The organism is Caballeronia hypogeia, assembly GCF_001544875.2.
GTDB classification, from domain to species: Bacteria; Pseudomonadota; Gammaproteobacteria; order Burkholderiales; family Burkholderiaceae; genus Caballeronia; species Caballeronia hypogeia.
The window spans coordinates 50,629-70,290 of the sequence record NZ_FCOA02000001.1 but is presented as its reverse complement, the minus strand read 5'-3'; the positions used below and the strand labels follow the sequence as shown (position 1 = coordinate 70,290).

Genomic DNA, 19,662 nt, shown 5'->3' with positions numbered 1-19,662 from the left:
AAACGATGGCGGCGCGGGTTCGCCAACTGTCAAGGATTGTGGACGGCGCGTGGCGCGAAACGGCTGAGAAGCAGGCGCCTGCTGGACTCTCCCGGTTGCGTCAAAAATTTAGAATCCCAAAAAATCCCGCCGATGCGTCGCTCGACGGCGACACGCGGTGTGTCGTTTAAGTCACGCGAACGAATTTGCTTATGTAATGTTTTATGCTTGCGGGTTGTGTTTCCTTCAAAATGCGGGATTGAAAGCGCTTAAAACGAGCGCGGCCAAAACGTTAGAAAAGTTCAAGACGAAAAGCATGGAAAAGCTGGTGGTGGGCAGGGAAAAATTCGAATCGAATCCTCGGTCGGCGATCGCGACCCTGGCGCTCGTGGCCGGAATGGCCGCAGGATTGGCAGCATGTTCCTCGACGCCGCGCACGCCGGCGCCGATCGTCGAAAGCTCGGCGCTGAGCGCGCCGCCGGTCGTGCAGAGCACGTCACCCATCGTGACGCCCGTGCCGGTGGTGCCGGTGACGCCGGGCATGTCCGTCGCCGCCCCGCCCGTCGAGCCGGGCTTTTATCGCGTGAAGCCGGGTGACACGCTTTACGCCATATCGCGCACCTACAAGCAGAAGCCGGACGATCTGGCGAAGTGGAACAGTCTGCCCGAGAGCAAGCAAGTGAATGTCGGGCAGGTGTTGCGCGTCGTTCCGCCCGGTGCGTCCGCGCCGGCGACCGCGACCGCATCATCGAAAATGGGGCAGCCGCCGCTCATCGGCGTGCCGGAGAAATCGCTGGCGCAGAAGCCGGCGGCCGAAAAGCCCGCTGCGTCCGCACCCGAAAAGCCCGCTGCGAGCGAAGAACATCAGCCCGCCGTCGCCGCGACCGCGCCGAAGGGCACCTTCGTCTGGCCCGCGCACGGCGAAGTCGTGCGCAAGTTCGGGGCGAGCGGCAACAAGGGCATCGACATCGGAGGCAAGGTCGGGCAGCCGGTCAAGGCGGCGGCTTCCGGCAAGGTCGTGTACGCCGGCAGCGGTCTGCGCTCGTATGGGCGCATGATCATCGTCAAGCACGGCCACGACTATCTCACGGCCTACGCGTACAACGAGAAACTGCTCGTCAAGGAAGGCGACACGGTCAAGCAGGGCGCCATCATCGCGGATATGGGCACGGCGCCGAGCGGCACGGCGTCGTTGCATTTCGAAGTCAGAAAATCGGGCGCCGCGGTCGATCCGATGCCGCTGCTCGGCGCAGCCGGCGGCTGAACCGGCGCACGCGAAGGGAGCCTGGGGTGAAGAAGATCGTGTCCGCCGCGCTGATCGCGGTGTCGTTGACTCCGATGCTGTCCGGCTGCGATCAGCAGCAGAGCGAGGAAGCGTTGAACAAGCTCAAGGCGTTTTTCAATGCGGTGAAGCCGGACAATCTGCTGCTCAAGAACCTGCAGCCGGGCGTGACGACCGAGGCGCAGATTCGTGACCAGATGGGCGAGCCGGAGACCGAGCGCACTTTCACCGACGGCAGCAAGCGGCTCGAATATCCGCGCGGCCCGGCGGGTACGAATACCTACATGGTCGATCTCGACGCGAACGGCCGCTTCGTCTCGGTCACGCAGGTGCTGACCGCCGCGAACTTCGCGAAGGTGCGGCCCGGCATGACGATGGACGAAGTGCGCCGGCTCCTCGGCAAGCCGACCGAAGTCGCGGAATACCGGCTGAAGCGGGAGCGCGTCTGGAGCTGGCACTGGCTCGAGGACGGCGTGAATCAGGAAGCGATGTTCAACGCACATTTCGGACCGGATGGCACCGTCGTGACCACTTCACGCTCCGAGGCGATCCGCGGCGGCCAGCGCTGATTCAGGAACGGTGATGAGCGATTCCGAGATCTGCAACGTGCGCCGTCTTCTGATCGAAGAGGCCGCACGCTATCGCGACAAGGCCATGAACGAAGCGGACGGCGCGCCGATGGCCCGCTGGGAATGCGGCCGCGGCCACAGCTGGGACAAGACGCTCGATGTCGCGCAGAACGTGCGCTGCATGAACTGCGCGGTGGAGCGGCGCGAGCTGGAAACCCGGCGCTTGCGCGAGTTCGCTCGGCTACGCGGTGGTGCGCTGCTGTCGCACGGCTATGTGGACGCCATCACGCCGCTGCGCTGGAGGTGCGCCTGGGACCATACCTGGGACGCGCGCCCCGCGGCCGCATCGCGGGACTGGTGCGGCGAGTGCGCGCGGACGGTGTTCGCGGGTTACCGCTGAGCCGCTGATTGCTTTAAGCGCCGCTTAGCGCGCCACCGGTTCCTCCGTCGTCAGCAGCGCGTGCGCGCAGGTGCGGGCGTTGATCTCGTGAGCCGCGTGCAGCGCTTCATCGGAGAAGGCGGCGGTGGCGTCGCGCATAAGCGTGACGCGATGAACCCGGGCATCCCGAGCGCGCGCACAGCCGATGTCACGCGCCTCAGGCTTTCGTGCAGATCAATGACTGAATACCGCAAAAGAAAAAGCCGGCGAATGCCGGCTTTTGAGCTTCGTTATTGGAGCGCTGGCTTTCCTTCGCCTGCGACTCGCCGCGTTGTTGGCAAAAGCGTGCGCTTATGTTTTTCTTTTCCGCGCCCGGCTTTTACCCACAACTCGGCGGAGTGCCGCCCATCCTGTTTTTCGGTCTCTCTCAGCGCGCTTGGCTACATCCCCCCGTACGCTGTAACAAAGTATTACTGGCGTACATTCTTCTGAATGTACGCTCGCAAACACTTGCACAGATTGATAAGCGTATTGAGGGAAAGCCCGAGATCGATGTATCAGTTTTGCGACACCGCGGCCTGCGCCTGACCGACGCCCGAACGCATGTTCGCGGCGACGATCGATTGCGTGACCATGCGCGCTTCCGCCTGCGCGATATGCTCGAGCGTCGCTTCTTCCAGTTGCTCCGCGAACACGGCGAGCGCCGTGCAAAGACGCGTGTAGCCGGTTTCCTCGAGCGACCACGCGCCTTCAGGCGAGTGACGCGTATCGAGTTCGACCAGCGCTTCGTGCGCGAGCGTGATGTCGTTCTCGCAATCGGTCGCGTGGCCGAACTGACACAATTCCTCAGCGACCAGCATGTGACGGCACAGCGTCATGAATAGCGGCTGCGAGCCGTGCCCGCGCCGGAATGCGTCGAGCGCGGCATAGCATTGCAGCAGCATCGCGTCGATCATCGGTTCGCGCGCCGCGCGGCTGTACGTGAGCGCGCGCAGCAGCGGCGACATCGCGGGACGGGCGGATTTCATGTTCGTCGATTTCTTCTTCACGGCAGTACTCCCAAAAGAGGGTTCGCGTGGGCCGGGGCGTTCCCCCGCGGCGCAACGCGTGATGCGCTGGATGCCTGTAACGTGAACGGCATCATCGCACCGAAAAATTAGCGTTGTCTTAAAGCGCTCGCCGCGTGACTCACGCGGGCGTCAGTGTGTCGCCCGCCACGCGCACCTTCTGTCCGATCGCGACACCCGGCGCGCCTTCATAGTTGAAATTGCGCACGCTGCCGTCGTTCATGCGGACCTGTACCTGATACGTCGTCGCCTTGTGAACGACGTGCTCGATCTGATTGCCCGCGAGCCCGCCGCCGATAGCGCCGATGATCGTCGCGGCCGTGCGTCCGCGCCCCTGGCCGATCTGCGTGCCGGCCAGCCCGCCCACCACCGCGCCGCCGATCGCGCCGATGCCGGTCGTCGGCTGAGCGGACTGCACGGTGTTCACGGCGGTGACTTCGCCGGCATAGGGGTCGTAGGCGGACGCGGCGGGCGGCGCGTAGGAAGCATCTTCCTGCACGGGCGCGGGCCGGTGCGCCGGCATAGGATGATGGCCGCGCACGGCGCGCGGCAACGATGCAGGCTGTTGCGTCGCGGGCTGCGTCACGGCTTGTGTCGATTGCGCGACGGGCTGCGCTTTCGCCGTTTGCGTATCGACGAGCGGCGACGCCGTGACCGTCGTGGCGGTCGCCTTCGACGACGGCAAGAGACCCGTCATTGCCGCGACGCCCGTGCCGCACGCGAGAATGACCGACACGGCGGCTGCCGCGACGAGCGGATGAATGCGGGACGGCTTCGTTTGAATCTCGGGAACGGCGTTCATGGCAGCGACTCCTGTAGGTGCCTGCCAGCTATAACGCCGCCCGGCGCGCGCGGTGGACGCGATTGCTGTGACATTTGTAAGCAAAAATCGCAGGCGCGTGGCGCATGAATCGGGCTAGGGTGAATACATATGTTGCGCGTATTTTGTCGATGGCAACATATGTATCATTCCAGTCAAAAGAGGACGCCATGAAATCCACGTCGCTGTTCGCATCGTCTGTCGCGTTCGCTGCGCTGTCGCTCGTCTCGGGAGCGAGCTACGCCCAGAACGGCCAGACGACGCTCGCCAAGATCCAGAGCGTCAACCTGATCGCGATCGGGCATCGCGAGACCTCAGTGCCGTTTTCGTATGTCGATGCGAACAATGAAGTCGTCGGCTTTTCGCAGGACCTGTGCAACAAGGTGATCGACGCCGTGAAGGCAAAGACGAAGCATCCGGACTTGCGCGTGCGCTTCATTCCGGTGACGTCGCAGAACCGTATCTCGCTGGTGCAGAACGGCACGGTCGACCTCGAATGCGGCGTGACGACGAATCTGACGTCGCGACAGAATCAGGTCGCGTTCTCGGACACCTTTTTCGTCGCGACCACGCGTCTGCTCACGAAGAAAGATTCGGGCATCAAGGACTTTCCGGATCTCGCCGGCAAGACCGTCGTGACGAATCAGGGCACGACGTCCGAGCGCATTCTCCGCAAGATGAACGAGGAGAAGAAGATGAACATGAGCATCATCAGCGCGAAGGATTACGGCGAAGGACGCGCGACGCTGGAGACCGGTCGCGCGGTCGCCTACATGATGGATGACGTGCTGCTCGCGGGCACGCGCTCGCTGACGGCGAAGCCTTCGGACTGGGTGCTGGTCGGCACGCCGCAGTCGTCGGAGGCGTACGGCTTCATGATGCGCAAGGACGATCCCGAATTCAAAAAGCTCGTCGACGACGCAATGAGCCAGGTGATGAAGAGCCCCGAAATCAAGACGATGTACGACAAGTGGTTCATGAAACCCGTGCCGCCGAAGAACATCAACTTCGATTTCCCGATGAGCGAGACGATGCAGAAGCTCTACGCCGAGCCGAACGACAAGGCGTTCGAGTAATAGCGCTTCCGCATCCTCGCGTCACTCCTCGAAGGGCAGCGCCGTCTGCCCTTCGGCGCGCATGCCGAAGGTGTTGAGCGTCATCGCGACGAGCGCGTAATAACCCAGCAGGCCGACGAGATTCACCACGACCGTATGGCCGAAGCGCGCGACGGCGGCGTCATAGGTTGCATCGCTCACGCGTTTCGTTTCGTAGAGCTCGGTTGCGAAGTCGTGGATGAGCTTGTCGTCGGCATCCGCGAAATGCGGGGTTTGACCGGTGCGCAGGGCTTCGGCGAGATCGGCGGGCAGACCTGCTTCGAGCGCGATCGGATGATGAATGTGCCATTCCGCCTGCGAGCGCCAGCGCGCCGCCGTCACGAGAATCGCGAGCTCCGACAGCCGCAGCGGCAGGCCTGTCTTGTAGCGGCAGAACGCGCCGAGTTTCTGTGCGTTCTGCGCGAGTTCCGGGCTGAAGATCCAGCCGAGGAACGGACCGTTGAGATTGCCGCGCGGGCCGCTCAGGATGTCCTGCAGCACGGCTTTTTGTTCGTGGGACGCGCTCTCGACGCTGAATTCGGGAAGTCTCTTGCTCATGGTGCGCTCGCGTTCCTCAATGGTGGCCGATGGCGGCATCGATCGCATCGGACAGGCGCTCGACGATGGTTTCGATTTGCGCGCTGGTCGTAATGAATGGCGGCGCGATGAGCACGTGATCGCCGATGCGGCCATCGACGGTGCCGCCCATCGGATACACCATCAGGCCGCGCTTCATCGCCTCGCTCTTGATGAGCGCGTGCAGCCTGAGCTTCGGATCGAAGGGCGTTTTACCGGCGCGATCCTGCACGAGCTCGACGCCGGTGAAGAGGCCGCGCCCGCGCACGTCGCCGATGAACGGATGATTTGCATGCTGCTCGCGTAGCAGCGCGCGCAGTTGCTCGCCGCGCGCCTTGACGTTGTCGAGCAGCTTGTCTTCGGCGATGACCTTCTGCACTTCGAGCGCCGCCGCGCACGCCGTCGCATGACCGATATACGTGTGGCCGTGCTGAAAAAAGCCGGAGCCGCCGACGATCGTATCGAAAATCTCGTTGCTGACGAGCGTCGCGCCGATCGGCTGGTAGCCTGCGCCGAGTCCCTTCGCGATGGCGAGAATGTCCGGCGCGACGCCGTCTTCGTCGCACGCGAACAGATAGCCGGTGCGGCCCATGCCGGACATGACTTCGTCGAGGATCAGCAACACGCCGTATTTGTCGCAGACCGCGCGAATCTTGCGGAAGTACTCGCGCACCGGCGGCACCGCGCCCGCCGTCGCGCCGACGACCGTTTCCGCGACGAACGCCGCGACCGTTTCCGCGCCAAGTTCGAGAATCTTCGCTTCGAGTTCGTCGGCGAGACGTTGCGCAAAGGCTTCCTCGGTTTCATCGGCGCGCTGTTCGCGATACGCGAAGCAGGGCGTCACGTGATGCGCTTCGATCAGGATCGGCAGGAACGGCTCGCGACGCCACGCGTTCCCGCCGATGGCGAGCGCGCCGAGCGTGTTGCCGTGATAGCTCTGTCGCCGCGCGATGAAATGCCGCCGCGCGGTCTCGCCCTTTTCGACGAAGTACTGGCGCGCGAGCTTGAGCGCGGCTTCCATCGCCTCCGATCCGCCGGAAACGAAATAGACGTGACCGAGGTTCTTCGGCGCGGCTTCGACGAGCAGGTCGGCGAGTTCCTCGGCGGGCTCGGTCGTGAAGAAGGACGTGTGCGCGTAGGGCAATTGCTGAACCTGCCGCTGAATTGCTTCGATCACGCGCGGATGGCTGTGGCCGAGGCACGAGACGGCCGCGCCGCCGCACGCGTCGATATAACGCTTGCCGGTCGAATCGACGATTTCGATGCCGTCGCCACGCACGGCGACGGGGAGCTGGGCGCGCGGCGCGCGATGGAAGACCGTGGACATGATTGCTGCCTGTGGAATGCGTGAACAACACGCGATGTATCATTCTACATCTTTGACAACATCTGTTGTCAATTGGGCTATCCATGACAACGAAGCGGATTCAGCTCGCGGCGTAGGCGCCTTGCGAGTGCAGTGCGGCTTCGGCCTGCTCGAGGTTGGCGATCGCGTCGCGGCCTTCGAGCGCGAGCAGATGCGCGACGAGCATTTCGGCCAGCGCCGACGCCGCGACGAGCGACGGAAAGAACGACGGCGAATCGTGCGAGAAGATCAGCGTGTGGTCGGCGTTGAGCGCGATGGGCGACACGGCGCTGTCGGTGAGTGCGATCAGCTTCGCGCCGCGCTCGACGGCCGCCTGCGCGACGCGCACCGCCTCGATCGAATACGGCGCAAAGCTGACGACGACCGTCGCGTGCTTCTTCTCGATGCCGCGCAGTTGCATTTCGAGCGTGCCGGCTTCGCCCGAGACGAGGCTGACGGAAGGGCGAAACAGCCGATAGCCGTAGAGCAGGCTGAACGCGACGGGATAGCACGAGCGAAAGCCCGCGACGTGCACGTGCGGCGCCTTCTTCAGCGTCTTCGCCGCCTCGACGATGCCGTCGCCGTTTTGTGAGAGCGTGAGGTCGAGATTATGCGACTGGGCTTGCGCGAGGTCGCGGCTCAGGTGATTGTCCGAGCCACCCTTGATGAGCGATCGCGCGCGCGTGGTCAGCGGTTCGGGTCGCGTGCGTACGCGGCTCACGAAGATTTCGCGCAGTTCGTTCCAGCCGGGAAAGCCGAGTTGCTGCGACAGGCGCACCATCGCGGCGGGCTGGACCTTCGCGCGTTCGGCGACCTTGCGCATCGAGAGGACGGCGACTTCGTCGGGATAGTCGAGCAGGAAAGCAGCGCCAGCCTGGAATTGCGGGCTCAGGTCGGGGAAGCGATCGCGAATGGTCGCGGCGAGTTGGTCGAAGGTGAGCACGTTGCGATGCGGATGAAGGCGGACGCGCTATTTAAGCATGAGCGAGGCGTTGCCTCGTGAGGACAATTCGCGGGCCCAAAGCAAAAAGCCGCTGTCCTTGAGAGACAGCGGCTTTTTGATGAAGCTGGTGGCGAATCAGGGACTCGAACCCCGGACCTGCGGATTATGATTCCGTCGCTCTAACCGACTGAGCTAATTCGCCGAAAGGAGACGAGATTATGGCGAGCGTCGAAGCGGGTGTCAACCCCTTCTGCGCGATTTATTCAACAAAAGAACAAACCGCGCGCAGAAGCTCGTGGGTCAGTCCTCGTGATACACATTCGACTTGCGCGTGTCCTTCACGGACAGCATGCCGATCACGAAGGTCGCCAGCGCGATGACGATCGGATACCACAAGCCCGAATAGATATCGCCCTTGGCCGCGACGATCGCGAACGCGGTGGCCGGCAGGAACCCGCCGAACCAGCCATTGCCGATGTGATACGGCAGCGACATCGACGTGTAGCGAATCCGCGCCGGGAACATCTCGACCAGCATCGCCGCGATCGGGCCGTACACCATCGTCACGAAGATCACGAGGATGGTCAGGATCACGATCGCCATCGGCCAGTTGATCAGCGCCGGATCGGCCTTCGCCGGATAACCCGCGCTCTTCAGCGTACCCGCCAGCGTCTTGTCGAACGCGGCGCCTTGCGCCTTGGCGTCCGCGGCCTTGCCGTCATACGTGTTGATCACGGTCTCGCCGACCTTGATCTGCGCGAGCGTCCCGGCCGGCGCGGCCACGTTCTCATAGTTCAGGCCCGCCTTCGACAGCGCGCCCTTCGCGATATCGCACGACGACGTGAACTTCGACGTGCCCACCGGATTGAACTGGAATGAGCACTCGTCCGGATTCGCGATCACGACGATCGGCGACTTCTGCGTCGCGGCTTCGAGCGTCGGATTCGTATAGTGCGCGAGCGCCTTGAACAGCGGGAAGAAGGAGAGCGCCGCGATCAGGCAGCCCGCCATGATGATCGGCTTGCGTCCGATACGATCCGAGAGCGAACCGAAGAACACGAAGAACGGCGTGCCGATCAAAAGCGCCACCGCGACCATGATGTTCGCGCTGGTGCCATCGACCTTGAGCGTCTGCGTGAGGAAGAACAGCGAATAGAACTGGCCCGTGTACCACACGACCGCCTGGCCCGCCGTCAGACCGAACAGCGCGAGCAGCACGATCTTGAGGTTCTTCCACTCGCCGAACGCTTCGGTGAGCGGCGCCTTCGAGGTCTTGCCTTCCGCCTTGATGCGCTCGAACACCGGCGATTCATGCAGCTTCATGCGAATCCACACCGATACGGCGAGCAGCAGGATCGACACGAGGAACGGAATGCGCCACGCCCATGCGCCGAACTGCTCCTCGCCCACGGCCGTGCGTACCGCCAGAATCACGATCAGCGAGATGAAAAGGCCGAGCGTCGCCGTGGTCTGGATCCACGCGGTCCACGCGCCGCGCTTGTTCGATGGCGCGTGCTCCGCGACATAGGTCGCCGCGCCGCCGTACTCGCCGCCGAGCGCGAGACCTTGCAGGAGCCGCATCGCGATGAAGATGACCGGCGCCGCGATGCCGATCGTCGCGTAGCCGGGCAGGAAGCCGATCAGGAACGTCGACAGACCCATGATCACGATGGTCACGAGGAACGTGTACTTGCGTCCGACCATGTCTCCGAGCCGCCCGAAAACGATCGCGCCGAACGGACGCACCGCGAAGCCCGCCGCGAAACCCAGCAGGGTGAAGATGAAGCCGGCCGTTGGATTGACGCCTGAGAAGAAGGTCTTGCTGATATAGACGGCGAGCGAGCCCGCCAGATAGAAGTCGTACCACTCGAACACCGTGCCGAGCGACGAGGCGAAGATGACTTTCTTCTCCTCCGCCGTCATCGGCGCGTGCGAAACGCGCCCCTCAACCGTAGCCATGCATCGTCTCCTGATTTGATTTTCGAATACATCGGTCCGCGACTAGGCGGCTCCGGTGTAAATGATTATTGGAACGAAAACTTACGGCGTTCTGACGCGGGATGTAATGGACGCGCCGCCGGGAAAAATGGCGATTTGTGCGGATTTCACGGGGAATGGATTAGAACGATCGTTTAAGTTCGGCTAATGTCGCGCTTCTTGCGGGCTTCGTCCGCGCGCGCGAAACTTGCGCTCAGGGTTTGTCCCGGGCAGGAAAAACCCGCTGAAGGCTGATCCTGACGAGCGTTCCCGCGAGTCGCGGGCTCTCCTGGTACACGTGATCTTCGATCGCGAGCGCGCCGCCGTGCATCGCCGCGATCTCCTTGACGATGGCAAGTCCAAGTCCGCTGCCGTCGCCTTCGCGCCCGAGAATGCGATAGAAGCGCTCGACCACGCGTGCGCGCTCCGCCGGCGGAATGCCGAGGCCCGTGTCTTCCACCTCCAGATGCACGAGATCGAGATCGTGCTCATCGGTTCGCACGCGGACCGTGATGCGGCCGCCCGCGGGCGTGTAGCGGATCGCGTTGTCGATCAGGTTCGACAGCATCTCGCGCAGCATCACGACATTGCCTTCGACTTCGACCGGATAGGGCGGCTCTTCGTAACCGAGGTCCATGCGCTTGGCGAGCGCGGCCTGCACCCAGTCGCGCACCGCAAGCCGCGCGAGCGATGTCAGTTCGATGCGCGTGAAAATTTGCCCCGCCGCGCGATTTTCCGCGCGCGCGAGCGCGAGCAGTTGCGTGACGAGGCGCGCCGCGTGCTCGGAGCTCGTCGCGATCTGTTCGAGCGAGCGCTGCACTTCCATCGACACGTCCTGGCGCATCGCCAGTTCCGCCTGCATGCGCAGGCCGGCGAGCGGCGTCTTCATCTGATGCGCGGCATCGGCGATGAAGCGCTTCTGAAACTCCATGTTCTGTTCGAGACGCGTGAGCAGATCGTTGAACGATGCGACCAGCGGCGCGATCTCCGGCGGCGCGCTGCCTGCCTGAAGCGGCGAGAGGTCGTCGGGCCGGCGCGCGCGAATGTTCGACTGCAGCGCATGCAGCGGCGCGAGCCCGCGCGAGAGCCCGAACCACACGAGCACGATCGCGAGCGGCAGGATCACGAACTGCGGCAGGATCACACCCTTGATGATGTCGTTGGCGAGCTGGCTGCGGCGGTCGAGCGTCTCGGCGACCTGCACGAGCACCGGCTGCGTGCTTTCCGGTTCGCGCCCCGGCGCAAGTCCGGGCAGATCCACTGTCGTATACGCGACGCGAATGTCGTTGCCGCGCAGCACGTCGTCGCGAAATTCGACGATGCCCGCCTGCGGCCGGTCGTCGTCGTGAGGCAAGGGCATGTCGCGGTCGCCGCCGACGAGTTCGCCGCGCGTGCCCAGCACCTGGAAGAACACGCTGTCGGGATTGTCGGCGCGCAGGAAATCGCGTGTGGCGTCGGGCAGGCGCAATTCGGCGACGCCGTTCACCGGCTGGATCTGGCGTGCGAGCACATAGGCGTCGGCTTCGAGCGCGCGATCGAACGGACCGTTGGCGATCGACTTCGCGACGAGATACGTCACCGCGATGCTCATCGGCCAGAGCAGCAGCAGCGGCGCGAGCATCCAGTCGAGAATTTCGCCGAACAGCGAGCGCGGATGCGTCTCGCGATCCGGCTCGAGCTCGTCGGGCGGCGCGAACGGATTGGCGTAGCGCGCGTCGCGCAGGGCGTCGGAGTCGGCGTTCGCGTCCCGATGTGTTTCAGTGGAAGCGTGCGACGCCATGCTGCTCGACTTCAGTGATGGCTGGCGGATTCGCCGGCGTGCTGCGCAGCCGCGCCGTTCCCGGCTGGCGTCGCCTTCTCCAGCGTGTAACCAAGACCGCGTACCGTGATGATCTTCGCGCCGCTCGGCTCGATCTTCTTCCTGAGTCGATGCACGTAGACCTCGATCGCGTTGTTGCTGACTTCCTCGCCCCATTCGCACAGATGGTTGACGAGCTGCTCCTTCGAGACGAGCCGGCCGGTCCGTTGCAGCAGCACTTCGAGCACGCCGAGCTCGCGCGCCGACAAGTCGATGACCAGATCGCCGATCGTCGCGATGCGCCCGACCTGATCGAAGGAGAGCGAGCCGTGCTTCACGACTGTCGGGCCGCCGCCGGCGCCGCGCCTCGTCAACGCCCTGACGCGCGCTTCGAGCTCGTTGAGCGCGAAGGGTTTGGCCATATAGTCATCCGCGCCGAGGTCGAGTCCCTTCACCCGTTCGTCGACGGAATCGGCGGCGGTGAGGATCAGGACGGGCATCTGCGAATTGCGTGCGCGCAGGCGCCGGAGCACTTCCAGACCGGGCATCAGCGGCAGGCCGAGATCGAGGATCAGCAGGTCGAAAGTCTGCAGCGAAAGAGCGGTATCGGCCTCGACGCCGTGCTTCACATGGTCGACGGCGTATCCCGATTGGCGGAGTGATCGGACGAGCCCGTCCGCGAGTATGCTGTCGTCTTCGGCAATGAGGATTCGCATCGTTTTGTGCGCCTTTGTGTGCCCGATGTGCGCGATGAAGCGCATCGGCATTGCCGGCACCGTTGTCGCCCGGCGCGGCGGTCTCCAGGTGTTCGTGGTTTTTGCGCGGTTCGCGCGACGTGGAAAAAAAAGCTGCGCCACGCGCTGACGTGCTTGCAAAAACTACTGTTTTTTTATACAGTGTCTGCGTGCGTGTGAAGGTCAGCTTCGTGTGCTCCAAAGAGCTGCGGAAATGCCCGTGCACACTGCCTCAGACGCCGTTCATCATAGCAAAGGACGATTCATGGAAGAAAGCAAGAAAGGCCCGGCTGGAATGACTGCCGAGAAAAGCAAGGCTCTGGCCGCCGCGCTCTCGCAGATCGAAAAGCAATTCGGCAAAGGGTCGATCATGCGGCTCGGCGCAGGTGAGGCGGTCGAAGACATTCAGGTGGTGTCCACGGGTTCGCTCGGTCTGGACATCGCGCTCGGCGTCGGCGGTTTGCCGCGCGGCCGTGTCGTGGAAATCTACGGCCCGGAGTCGTCGGGTAAAACCACGCTTACGCTGCAAGTCATCGCTGAAATGCAGAAGCTCGGCGGCACGGCGGCGTTCATCGACGCGGAACACGCGCTCGACGTTCAATACGCGGGCAAGCTCGGCGTGAACGTGCCGGAACTGCTGATCTCGCAGCCGGACACGGGCGAGCAGGCGCTCGAAATCGCGGACGCACTGGTGCGCTCCGGCTCCATCGACATGATCGTGATCGACTCCGTCGCGGCGCTCGTGCCGAAGGCGGAAATCGAAGGCGAAATGGGCGACTCGCTGCCCGGCCTGCAAGCGCGTCTGATGTCGCAGGCGCTGCGCAAGCTCACCGGCACGATCAAGCGCACGAATTGCCTCGTCATCTTCATCAACCAGATCCGCATGAAGATCGGTGTGATGTTCGGCAACCCGGAAACCACCACGGGCGGCAACGCGCTGAAGTTCTACTCGTCGGTGCGTCTGGACATTCGCCGTATCGGTTCGATCAAGAAGAACGACGAAGTCATCGGCAACGAAACGCGCGTGAAGGTCGTGAAGAACAAGGTGTCGCCGCCGTTCCGCGAAGCCATCTTCGACATTCTGTACGGCGAGGGCATTTCGCGTCAGGGCGAAATCATCGACCTGGGCGTGCAGGCGAAGCTGGTCGACAAGGCCGGCGCCTGGTACAGCTACAACGGCGATCGCATCGGTCAGGGCAAGGACAACGCGCGAGAATTTCTGCGCGAAAATCCGGACATCGCGCGCGAGATCGAGAACAAGATCCGCGAATCGCTGGGCGTGGCTGCGCTGGGTGAAGCGGTCGCTGCGCCCGCCGCAACGGCCGACGGCGAGTAAGCATCGCGCTCATCGAGCCTGAAGGACGATGCACAAGCGCCGATTCGAATCGCAGTCCGGCTCGGCGGATGAGGATGCCGGCGACGGTTCCGAATCCGTCGATCGCTACGAGCGCAGCAGCGAGCGACGCGGTGCGCCGTCGAAGCCAGGCGCGAAGTTCGGTTCGAAGACCGGAAGCTTCGGTCGCAGCAACAAGGAACGCGTCGGCGCGAAGTCATTCGCGTCGGCGCGTCGCGTTTCCGGAGCGGCCGTTTCCGAGGCGGTGAGCGACGAGCATGACGGCGCGCCGCATGCACGAGCCGGCGCCGTCGATCGATCGGCGCGTCTCGAACAAGCGCGCGCGTTGCTGAAGCAAGCAACCGAGCAACCAAAACCGCCGCGCGCCGAACCCGCAGCGGCTGCGTCCGCGTCCGCGCCTGCAGGCAAAAGCAGCGAAGCGCATCGCACACCTTTTTCCGATCCGTTCGAAGACGCCGATCCATTCGAGCCTTTCGAGCAATGCGCGCCATCCGAAGCGCCGCGCGCACCATCGGGCGAAGCCAACGAAGCGGTCTTCAGCCGCTCCAGCCAGCGCACGCGCAAACCCTCCGTCAACGAAGCCAGCAATCCCAAACGCGCGCAGCGCTCGCTCAAGGGTCGCGCGCTCGCGTATCTCTCGCGCCGCGAGTACAGCCGCGCGGAGTTGTCGCGAAAATTGCGTCCGTATGTCGAAGAAGCCGATTCGCTCGAATCGCTGCTCGACAGCCTCGAACGCGATGGCTGGCTCTCGAACGAGCGCTTCGTCGAGAGCGTGGTGCATCGGCGCGCGTCGCGCATGGGCGGCGGCCGGATCATCAGCGAGCTTAAGCGCCACGCCGTAGGCGACACGCTCATCGGCGAAGCCGCCGACAAGCTCGCCCAAACCGAGACCGCGCGCGCGCGGGCCGTGTGGGAAAAGAAATACGGCGTGCTGCCCGAGACGCCCGCCGAACGCGCGAAGCAGGCGCGCTTTCTCGCCGCGCGCGGCTTCTCGGGCGGCACGATCGGCAAGATCCTCAAAGGCGGCGACGAAGACTGGAGCGAAGAGATCGTCGACGACTGAACGCCGGGCCAACGCGGCCGATCTGCACGCACGTTCCATTCGTCTGGCGCAATGCCCGGCCCGAAATACCCAATATGCTAAAATTCCACGGTTTTCCCCGTACCGGCTCACTCCCAGCATGCCTCTCTCGACTCCCGTTTCCCGACAATTGCGCCACCGTCGCGCGATTCGGCTGGAAGCCTTCGAGCGTGAAGACGGTCTCTGGGATATCGAAGCCTGTCTAACCGATGACAAGCCGCGCGACTTCCAACTCGCGACGGGCGTCCGGCCAAATGGCCTGCCGATCCATGAACTCTGGCTGCGCATCACCATCGACCGCTCCTGCACCATCGTCGACGCCGAAGCGTCGTCGGAATGGTCGCCCTATGGCGGTTCGTGCGCCGAGTCCAATCCCGCGTATCGCAAGCTCATCGGTCTCAATCTGCTCAAGAATTTTCGCCGCGAAGCCAATCAGTTGCTGCGCGGCACGGCGGGTTGCACCCATCTCACCGAAGTGTGCGGCGTGCTGCCCACCGCGGCCGTCCAGGCATTCGCGGGCGATGTCTGGAAGATCGAAGACGGCAACCCGTTCAATCGAAGCGACGACGCAAGTGTCCCGAAAGACGAGCCGCCATTCCAGCTCGGCCGCTGCCACGCATTGCGTTTCGATGGACCCGCGGTCAAGGAGTACTATCCGCGCTGGTTCGGTCACGCGCCCGGCGAAAAACCTCAATCCGGAACAACGGTGCAAGACAGGCCGGAGACAAAGTCCGCCTCGTAACGCGCAGGCATCGCTTGCGCGTACGCACGGAATTCAACAAACAAGAATCGAAGAAACAGCGGTTCAAGCAAACAGAAGTTCACTCCAACTCTCAGACTGAAGGAATCACGCATGAAGATTCACGAGTACCAGGGTAAGGAAATCCTGCGGAAATTCGGCGTCGCGGTCCCGCGCGGCACACCCGTGTTCTCGGTGGATGATGCGGTCAAGGCCGCGGAGCAGCTGGGCGGCCCGGTTTGGGTCGTCAAGGCGCAGATCCACGCTGGCGGACGCGGCAAGGGCGGCGGCGTGAAGGTCGCGAAGTCGATCGAGCAGGTCCGCGAATACGCGAACCAGATCCTCGGCATGCAGCTCGTCACGCACCAGACCGGCCCGGAAGGCCAGAAGGTGAACCGCCTGCTCATCGAAGAAGGCGCGGACATCAAGAAGGAACTGTACGTCGGCCTCGTGCTCGACCGCGTTTCGCAGAAGATCGTCGTGATGGCGTCGAGCGAAGGCGGCATGGACATCGAGGAAGTCGCGGAAAAGACGCCGGAGCTGCTGCACAAGTTCGCCGTCGAGCCGTCGACCGGTCTGCAGGACAAGGACGCGGATGACCTCGCACGCAAGATCGGCATTCCCGATGCATCGATCCCGCAAGCGCGCGCGATCCTGCAAGGCCTGTACAAGGCGTTCTTCGAAACCGACGCATCGCTCGCGGAAATCAACCCGCTGATCGTGACCGGCGACGGCAAGGTCATCGCGCTCGACGCCAAGTTCAACTTCGACTCGAACGCGCTGTTCCGTCATCCGGAAATCGTCGCGTATCGCGATCTTGACGAAGAAGATCCGGCTGAAGTCGAAGCGTCGAAGTTCGACCTCGCGTACATCTCGCTCGACGGCAACATCGGCTGTCTGGTGAACGGCGCGGGCCTGGCAATGGCGACGATGGACACCATCAAGCTGTTCGGCGGCGAGCCGGCCAACTTCCTCGACGTCGGCGGCGGTGCGACGACCGAGAAGGTGACCGAAGCGTTCAAGCTGATGCTGAAGAACCCGAACCTGAAGGCGATTCTGGTGAACATCTTCGGCGGCATCATGCGCTGCGACGTGATCGCGGAAGGCGTGATCGCGGCGTCGAAGGCTGTCGATCTGAAGGTGCCGCTCGTCGTGCGCATGAAGGGCACGAACGAAGACCTCGGCAAGAAGATGCTGGCCGACTCCGGCTTGCCGATCATCTCGGCGGACAGCATGGAAGAAGCCGCGCGGAAGGTCGTCGCGGCAGCCGAAGGCAAGTAAGCGCACGCGCTTCTTTGCCTTAGAAGAGCGTTCCACCAGATACGAATGGCGGCGCAAAGCCCCGGCTTTAGCGACGCCAAACGAACAGAGGTCACTACATGTCGATTCTGATCAACAAAGACACGAAGGTCATCACGCAGGGCATCACCGGCAAGACCGGTCAGTTCCACACGCGCGCCTGCCGCGAATACGCGAACGGCCGCGAAGCGTACGTGGCGGGTGTGAACCCGAAGCGCGCAGGCGAAGACTTCGAAGGCATTCCCATCTACGCGTCCGTGAAGGAAGCGAAGGCCGAAACCGGCGCGACCGTTTCGGTCATCTACGTGCCGCCCGCGGGCGCAGCCGCCGCGATCTGGGAAGCCGTCGAAGCCGATCTGGATCTCGCGATCTGCATCACGGAAGGCATTCCGGTTCGCGACATGCTGGAAATCAAGGACCGCATGCGCCGCGAAAATCGCAAGACGCTGCTGCTCGGACCGAACTGCCCCGGCACGATCACGCCGGACGAGCTGAAGATCGGCATCATGCCGGGTCATATCCACAAGAAGGGCCGCATCGGCGTGGTGTCGCGTTCGGGCACGCTGACGTATGAAGCAGTGGGCCAGCTGTCGGCGCTGGGCCTCGGCCAGTCGTCGGCGGTCGGTATCGGCGGCGATCCGATCAACGGTCTCAAGCACATCGACGTGATGAAGATGTTCAACGACGATCCGGAAACGGACGCCGTCATCATGATCGGCGAGATCGGCGGTCCGGACGAAGCGAACGCCGCTTACTGGATCAAGGACAACATGAAGAAGCCGGTCGTCGGCTTCATCGCGGGCGTGACGGCGCCTCCGGGCAAGCGCATGGGCCACGCAGGCGCGCTGATCTCGGGCGGTGCGGACACGGCGGACGCGAAGCTGGAAATCATGGACGCGTGCGGCATCAAGGTCACGAAGAACCCGTCGGAAATGGCGCGTCTTCTGAAGTCGGTGCTGTAAGTCAGGCCGGCAAATTACGCGAGGGTTTGGTACTCTTACTGATTCCTTTCGTATAGGCCGATGAAAAGCGAGGGAGCGTTGCTTCCTCGCTTTTTTGTTTTTGTCTCATGCTCGAATTCTTTTCGACGCTCCATTGGGGCGCGGTCTTCCAGATCATCGTGATCGACATCCTGCTCGGCGGCGACAACGCCGTGGTGATCGCGCTCGCGTGCCGCAATCTGCCGGACGCGCAGCGCACGCGCGGCATCGTGTTCGGCACGCTCGGCGCGATCGTCCTGCGCGTCGTGCTGATCGCCTTCGCCGTGCTGTTGCTCGACATTCCGTTCATCAAGTTCCTGGGCGGCCTGTTGCTGCTGTGGATCGGCGTGAAGCTGATGCAGCCGGACCACGACGATCACCACATCGACGCATCCGACCGCTTGCTGGCGGCGATCAAGACCATCATCGTCGCCGACGCCGTGATGAGCCTCGACAACGTGATCGCGATCGCGGGCGCGGCGGAGGCAGCCGATCCGCGCCATCGGCTCACGCTGGTGATCTTCGGGCTGATCGTGAGCATTCCGCTGATCGTGTGGGGCAGCACGCTGGTGCTGAAGCTGCTCGATCGCTTTCCGACGGTCGTGCTGCTGGGCGCGGGGCTGCTCGGATGGATCGCGGGCGGGCTCATCATCGACGATCCGTTCATCGACCGGTGGCCGGCGCTCAATACCGATTTCGTCGAATATGCGGCGCGTGTGGCGGGCGCGCTGTGCGTGGTCGCGGCGGGCTGGCTGATGAAACGCCGCGCGCTTGCGAACGCCGATGGCGCGGCGGGCTGATTTCGCGCGCGTCGGCAAATTCTCCTAGGCCATTCGGCCGACTGCCGCTTTTCCTGCTCCCTCAATACGATCGAAGCGTCCTGTCCGCATCACGCGGCGGGCGCTTTTCGTTCTTTCCGTACTTCAGGGAGCAGCAATGACATCGATGGTTTTCAGGTTGAACGCGTCGCGCGGGCAGCGCGCGCTGGACTGGCTGGGCCGCGCGGGCGAGGCGGCGGCGCGAGGCTTCACGTTGATCGAACTCATGATCGTGCTGGCGATCGTCGGCGTGGTCGCGGCGTACGCGATTCCCGCCTATCAGGACTATCTGGCGAGAAGCCGCGTGGGCGAGGGCATCGCGCTGGCGGCGTCGGCGCGGCTCGCGGTCGCGGAAAACGCGGCGAGCGGGTCGGATCTCGCTGGCGGCTACGCGTCGCCGCCGGGAACGCGCAACGTCGAGTCGATTCAGGTCGACAGCGACACGGGCCAGATCACGATCGCGTACTCGACGCGCGTCGCGCCCGCTGGCTCGAACACGCTCGTGCTCGTGCCATCGACGCCCGATAACGTCGAAACCCCGACCGCGCGCATTGCGCTTGCGCGTGGCGCGGTGCAGGCGGGCTCGGTCACCTGGGAATGTTTCGCGGGCGCGAAGACGGCCTCATCGTTGCCCGCGCCGGGTGCGGGACCGATGCCGGCGCAGGCGCCGACGTTGTCGGGCAATCTCGCGCCGCCGGAGTGCCGTGCGTAAACGGTGCGAAAGCACCGATGCATCGGAAGAGGGGGACGCGACGTCGGCAGCATTTGTGCCGTCGCCGCGCCTCGGGACGTCGTTTTTCCGCGAAAGGCGGCGAATTCGCCGCAATT

20 protein-coding genes and 1 tRNA gene are annotated in these 19,662 nt (G+C 63.7%); 11 read left to right on the top strand and 10 right to left on the bottom strand.

From position 1 onward, the window contains the following. Positions 1 to 225: 225 nt before the first annotated feature. Positions 226 to 522: a hypothetical protein gene (locus AWB79_RS40320; RefSeq protein WP_232470778.1), complete on the bottom strand. Its 297-nt coding sequence runs from the start codon at positions 520 to 522 to the stop codon at positions 226 to 228. Here AWB79_RS40320 and AWB79_RS00305 point away from each other — a divergent pair. The 3 genes from AWB79_RS00305 (at position 521) to AWB79_RS00295 (ending at position 2,230) form a co-directional block, all read left to right on the top strand. Beyond that, entirely contained in the window at positions 521 to 1,243 is a 723-nt protein-coding gene (locus tag AWB79_RS00305) for a peptidoglycan DD-metalloendopeptidase family protein (protein WP_232470777.1), read from the top strand. The genes AWB79_RS40320 and AWB79_RS00305 overlap by 2 nt on opposite strands. Before the next feature lie 74 nt (positions 1,244 to 1,317). Continuing rightward, entirely contained in the window at positions 1,318 to 1,830 is a 513-nt protein-coding gene (gene bamE / locus AWB79_RS00300; protein ID WP_061165896.1) for an outer membrane protein assembly factor BamE domain-containing protein, read from the top strand. 13 nt (positions 1,831 to 1,843) lie between these two features. Beyond that, positions 1,844 to 2,230 carry a hypothetical protein gene (locus tag AWB79_RS00295; protein ID WP_061165392.1) on the top strand — a complete coding sequence of 129 codons (387 nt, stop codon included), beginning with the start codon at positions 1,844 to 1,846 and terminating at the stop codon, positions 2,228 to 2,230. 536 nt (positions 2,231 to 2,766) lie between these two features. On the opposite strand, the gene AWB79_RS00290 is transcribed toward AWB79_RS00295, so the two are convergent. Continuing rightward, complete coding sequence (locus AWB79_RS00290; protein WP_082862243.1) at positions 2,767 to 3,258, bottom strand: hypothetical protein; 492 nt, start codon at positions 3,256 to 3,258, stop codon at positions 2,767 to 2,769. 139 nt (positions 3,259 to 3,397) lie between these two features. Then, positions 3,398 to 4,078 (bottom strand): glycine zipper 2TM domain-containing protein, encoded by a 681-nt coding sequence (locus AWB79_RS00285; protein ID WP_061165391.1) that lies wholly within the window; start codon positions 4,076 to 4,078, stop codon positions 3,398 to 3,400. A 188-nt stretch (positions 4,079 to 4,266) separates the two neighbouring features. Here AWB79_RS00285 and AWB79_RS00280 point away from each other — a divergent pair, with 188 nt between their 5' ends. Continuing rightward, a complete protein-coding gene (locus AWB79_RS00280) occupies positions 4,267 to 5,172 on the top strand; it encodes a glutamate/aspartate ABC transporter substrate-binding protein (protein WP_061165390.1) in 906 nt (301 codons plus the stop codon). A gap of 21 nt (positions 5,173 to 5,193) precedes the next feature. On the opposite strand, the gene AWB79_RS00275 is transcribed toward AWB79_RS00280, so the two are convergent. From AWB79_RS00275 to AWB79_RS00245, 7 genes are all read right to left on the bottom strand, one after another. Further along, complete coding sequence (locus tag AWB79_RS00275; RefSeq protein ID WP_061165894.1) at positions 5,194 to 5,748, bottom strand: carboxymuconolactone decarboxylase family protein; 555 nt, start codon at positions 5,746 to 5,748, stop codon at positions 5,194 to 5,196. A gap of 16 nt (positions 5,749 to 5,764) precedes the next feature. Continuing rightward, positions 5,765 to 7,093: an aspartate aminotransferase family protein gene (locus tag AWB79_RS00270; RefSeq protein WP_061165389.1), complete on the bottom strand. Its 1,329-nt coding sequence runs from the start codon at positions 7,091 to 7,093 to the stop codon at positions 5,765 to 5,767. Positions 7,094 to 7,193: 100 nt separating this feature from the next. Continuing rightward, a complete protein-coding gene (locus AWB79_RS00265) occupies positions 7,194 to 8,054 on the bottom strand; it encodes a MurR/RpiR family transcriptional regulator (RefSeq protein WP_061165388.1) in 861 nt (286 codons plus the stop codon). Positions 8,055 to 8,179: 125 nt separating this feature from the next. Further along, a tRNA-Met gene (locus AWB79_RS00260) sits at positions 8,180 to 8,256 on the bottom strand. Positions 8,257 to 8,354: 98 nt separating this feature from the next. Further along, positions 8,355 to 10,013: an MFS transporter gene (locus tag AWB79_RS00255; protein WP_061165387.1), complete on the bottom strand. Its 1,659-nt coding sequence runs from the start codon at positions 10,011 to 10,013 to the stop codon at positions 8,355 to 8,357. A 232-nt stretch (positions 10,014 to 10,245) separates the two neighbouring features. Then, positions 10,246 to 11,811, bottom strand: a complete 1,566-nt coding sequence (locus AWB79_RS00250; RefSeq protein ID WP_061165386.1) for a sensor histidine kinase — start codon at positions 11,809 to 11,811, stop codon at positions 10,246 to 10,248. 11 nt (positions 11,812 to 11,822) lie between these two features. Next, on the bottom strand, positions 11,823 to 12,545 hold the full coding sequence (locus tag AWB79_RS00245; RefSeq protein WP_061165893.1) for a response regulator transcription factor: 723 nt from the start codon (positions 12,543 to 12,545) through the stop codon (positions 11,823 to 11,825). Positions 12,546 to 12,828: 283 nt separating this feature from the next. Between AWB79_RS00245 and recA the strand changes: the two genes are divergently transcribed. From recA to AWB79_RS00210, 7 genes are all read left to right on the top strand, one after another. Beyond that, positions 12,829 to 13,899, top strand: a complete 1,071-nt coding sequence (gene recA, locus AWB79_RS00240; protein ID WP_061165385.1) for a recombinase RecA — start codon at positions 12,829 to 12,831, stop codon at positions 13,897 to 13,899. A gap of 28 nt (positions 13,900 to 13,927) precedes the next feature. Then, the gene (gene recX / locus AWB79_RS00235) at positions 13,928 to 14,980 is read left to right on the top strand and encodes a recombination regulator RecX (protein ID WP_061165384.1); all 1,053 of its coding nucleotides are present in this window, start codon (positions 13,928 to 13,930) and stop codon (positions 14,978 to 14,980) included. A gap of 118 nt (positions 14,981 to 15,098) precedes the next feature. Next, positions 15,099 to 15,740 carry a DUF2889 domain-containing protein gene (locus AWB79_RS00230; protein ID WP_061165383.1) on the top strand — a complete coding sequence of 214 codons (642 nt, stop codon included), beginning with the start codon at positions 15,099 to 15,101 and terminating at the stop codon, positions 15,738 to 15,740. 96 nt (positions 15,741 to 15,836) lie between these two features. After that, on the top strand, positions 15,837 to 17,018 hold the full coding sequence (gene sucC, locus AWB79_RS00225) for an ADP-forming succinate--CoA ligase subunit beta (RefSeq protein WP_374728517.1): 1,182 nt from the start codon (positions 15,837 to 15,839) through the stop codon (positions 17,016 to 17,018). 98 nt (positions 17,019 to 17,116) lie between these two features. Next, on the top strand, positions 17,117 to 17,998 hold the full coding sequence (sucD, locus tag AWB79_RS00220; protein WP_061165381.1) for a succinate--CoA ligase subunit alpha: 882 nt from the start codon (positions 17,117 to 17,119) through the stop codon (positions 17,996 to 17,998). A gap of 107 nt (positions 17,999 to 18,105) precedes the next feature. Continuing rightward, positions 18,106 to 18,816: a TerC family protein gene (locus tag AWB79_RS00215; RefSeq protein WP_061165380.1), complete on the top strand. Its 711-nt coding sequence runs from the start codon at positions 18,106 to 18,108 to the stop codon at positions 18,814 to 18,816. A 136-nt stretch (positions 18,817 to 18,952) separates the two neighbouring features. After that, complete coding sequence (locus tag AWB79_RS00210; protein WP_061165379.1) at positions 18,953 to 19,546, top strand: pilin; 594 nt, start codon at positions 18,953 to 18,955, stop codon at positions 19,544 to 19,546. Positions 19,547 to 19,662 lie beyond the last annotated feature (116 nt).

Excerpts from the sequence above, each read along its gene's own strand:
- AWB79_RS00305 (WP_232470777.1), top strand. The coding sequence starts at position 521 with ATGTCCGTCGCCGCCCCGCCCGTCGAGCCGGGCTTTTATCGCGTGAAG.
- AWB79_RS40320 (WP_232470778.1), bottom strand. The coding sequence starts at position 522 with ATGCCCGGCGTCACCGGCACCACCGGCACGGGCGTCACGATGGGTGAC.
- bamE (WP_061165896.1), top strand. The coding sequence starts at position 1,318 with ATGCTGTCCGGCTGCGATCAGCAGCAGAGCGAGGAAGCGTTGAACAAG.
- AWB79_RS00295 (WP_061165392.1), top strand. The coding sequence starts at position 1,844 with ATGAGCGATTCCGAGATCTGCAACGTGCGCCGTCTTCTGATCGAAGAG.
- AWB79_RS00285 (WP_061165391.1), bottom strand. The coding sequence starts at position 4,078 with ATGAACGCCGTTCCCGAGATTCAAACGAAGCCGTCCCGCATTCATCCG.
- AWB79_RS00280 (WP_061165390.1), top strand. The coding sequence starts at position 4,267 with ATGAAATCCACGTCGCTGTTCGCATCGTCTGTCGCGTTCGCTGCGCTG.
- AWB79_RS00275 (WP_061165894.1), bottom strand. The coding sequence starts at position 5,748 with ATGAGCAAGAGACTTCCCGAATTCAGCGTCGAGAGCGCGTCCCACGAA.
- AWB79_RS00270 (WP_061165389.1), bottom strand. The coding sequence starts at position 7,093 with ATGTCCACGGTCTTCCATCGCGCGCCGCGCGCCCAGCTCCCCGTCGCC.
- AWB79_RS00255 (WP_061165387.1), bottom strand. The coding sequence starts at position 10,013 with ATGGCTACGGTTGAGGGGCGCGTTTCGCACGCGCCGATGACGGCGGAG.
- AWB79_RS00250 (WP_061165386.1), bottom strand. The coding sequence starts at position 11,811 with ATGGCGTCGCACGCTTCCACTGAAACACATCGGGACGCGAACGCCGAC.
- AWB79_RS00245 (WP_061165893.1), bottom strand. The coding sequence starts at position 12,545 with ATGCGAATCCTCATTGCCGAAGACGACAGCATACTCGCGGACGGGCTC.
- recA (WP_061165385.1), top strand. The coding sequence starts at position 12,829 with ATGGAAGAAAGCAAGAAAGGCCCGGCTGGAATGACTGCCGAGAAAAGC.
- recX (WP_061165384.1), top strand. The coding sequence starts at position 13,928 with ATGCACAAGCGCCGATTCGAATCGCAGTCCGGCTCGGCGGATGAGGAT.
- AWB79_RS00230 (WP_061165383.1), top strand. The coding sequence starts at position 15,099 with ATGCCTCTCTCGACTCCCGTTTCCCGACAATTGCGCCACCGTCGCGCG.
- sucD (WP_061165381.1), top strand. The coding sequence starts at position 17,117 with ATGTCGATTCTGATCAACAAAGACACGAAGGTCATCACGCAGGGCATC.
- AWB79_RS00215 (WP_061165380.1), top strand. The coding sequence starts at position 18,106 with ATGCTCGAATTCTTTTCGACGCTCCATTGGGGCGCGGTCTTCCAGATC.
- AWB79_RS00210 (WP_061165379.1), top strand. The coding sequence starts at position 18,953 with ATGACATCGATGGTTTTCAGGTTGAACGCGTCGCGCGGGCAGCGCGCG.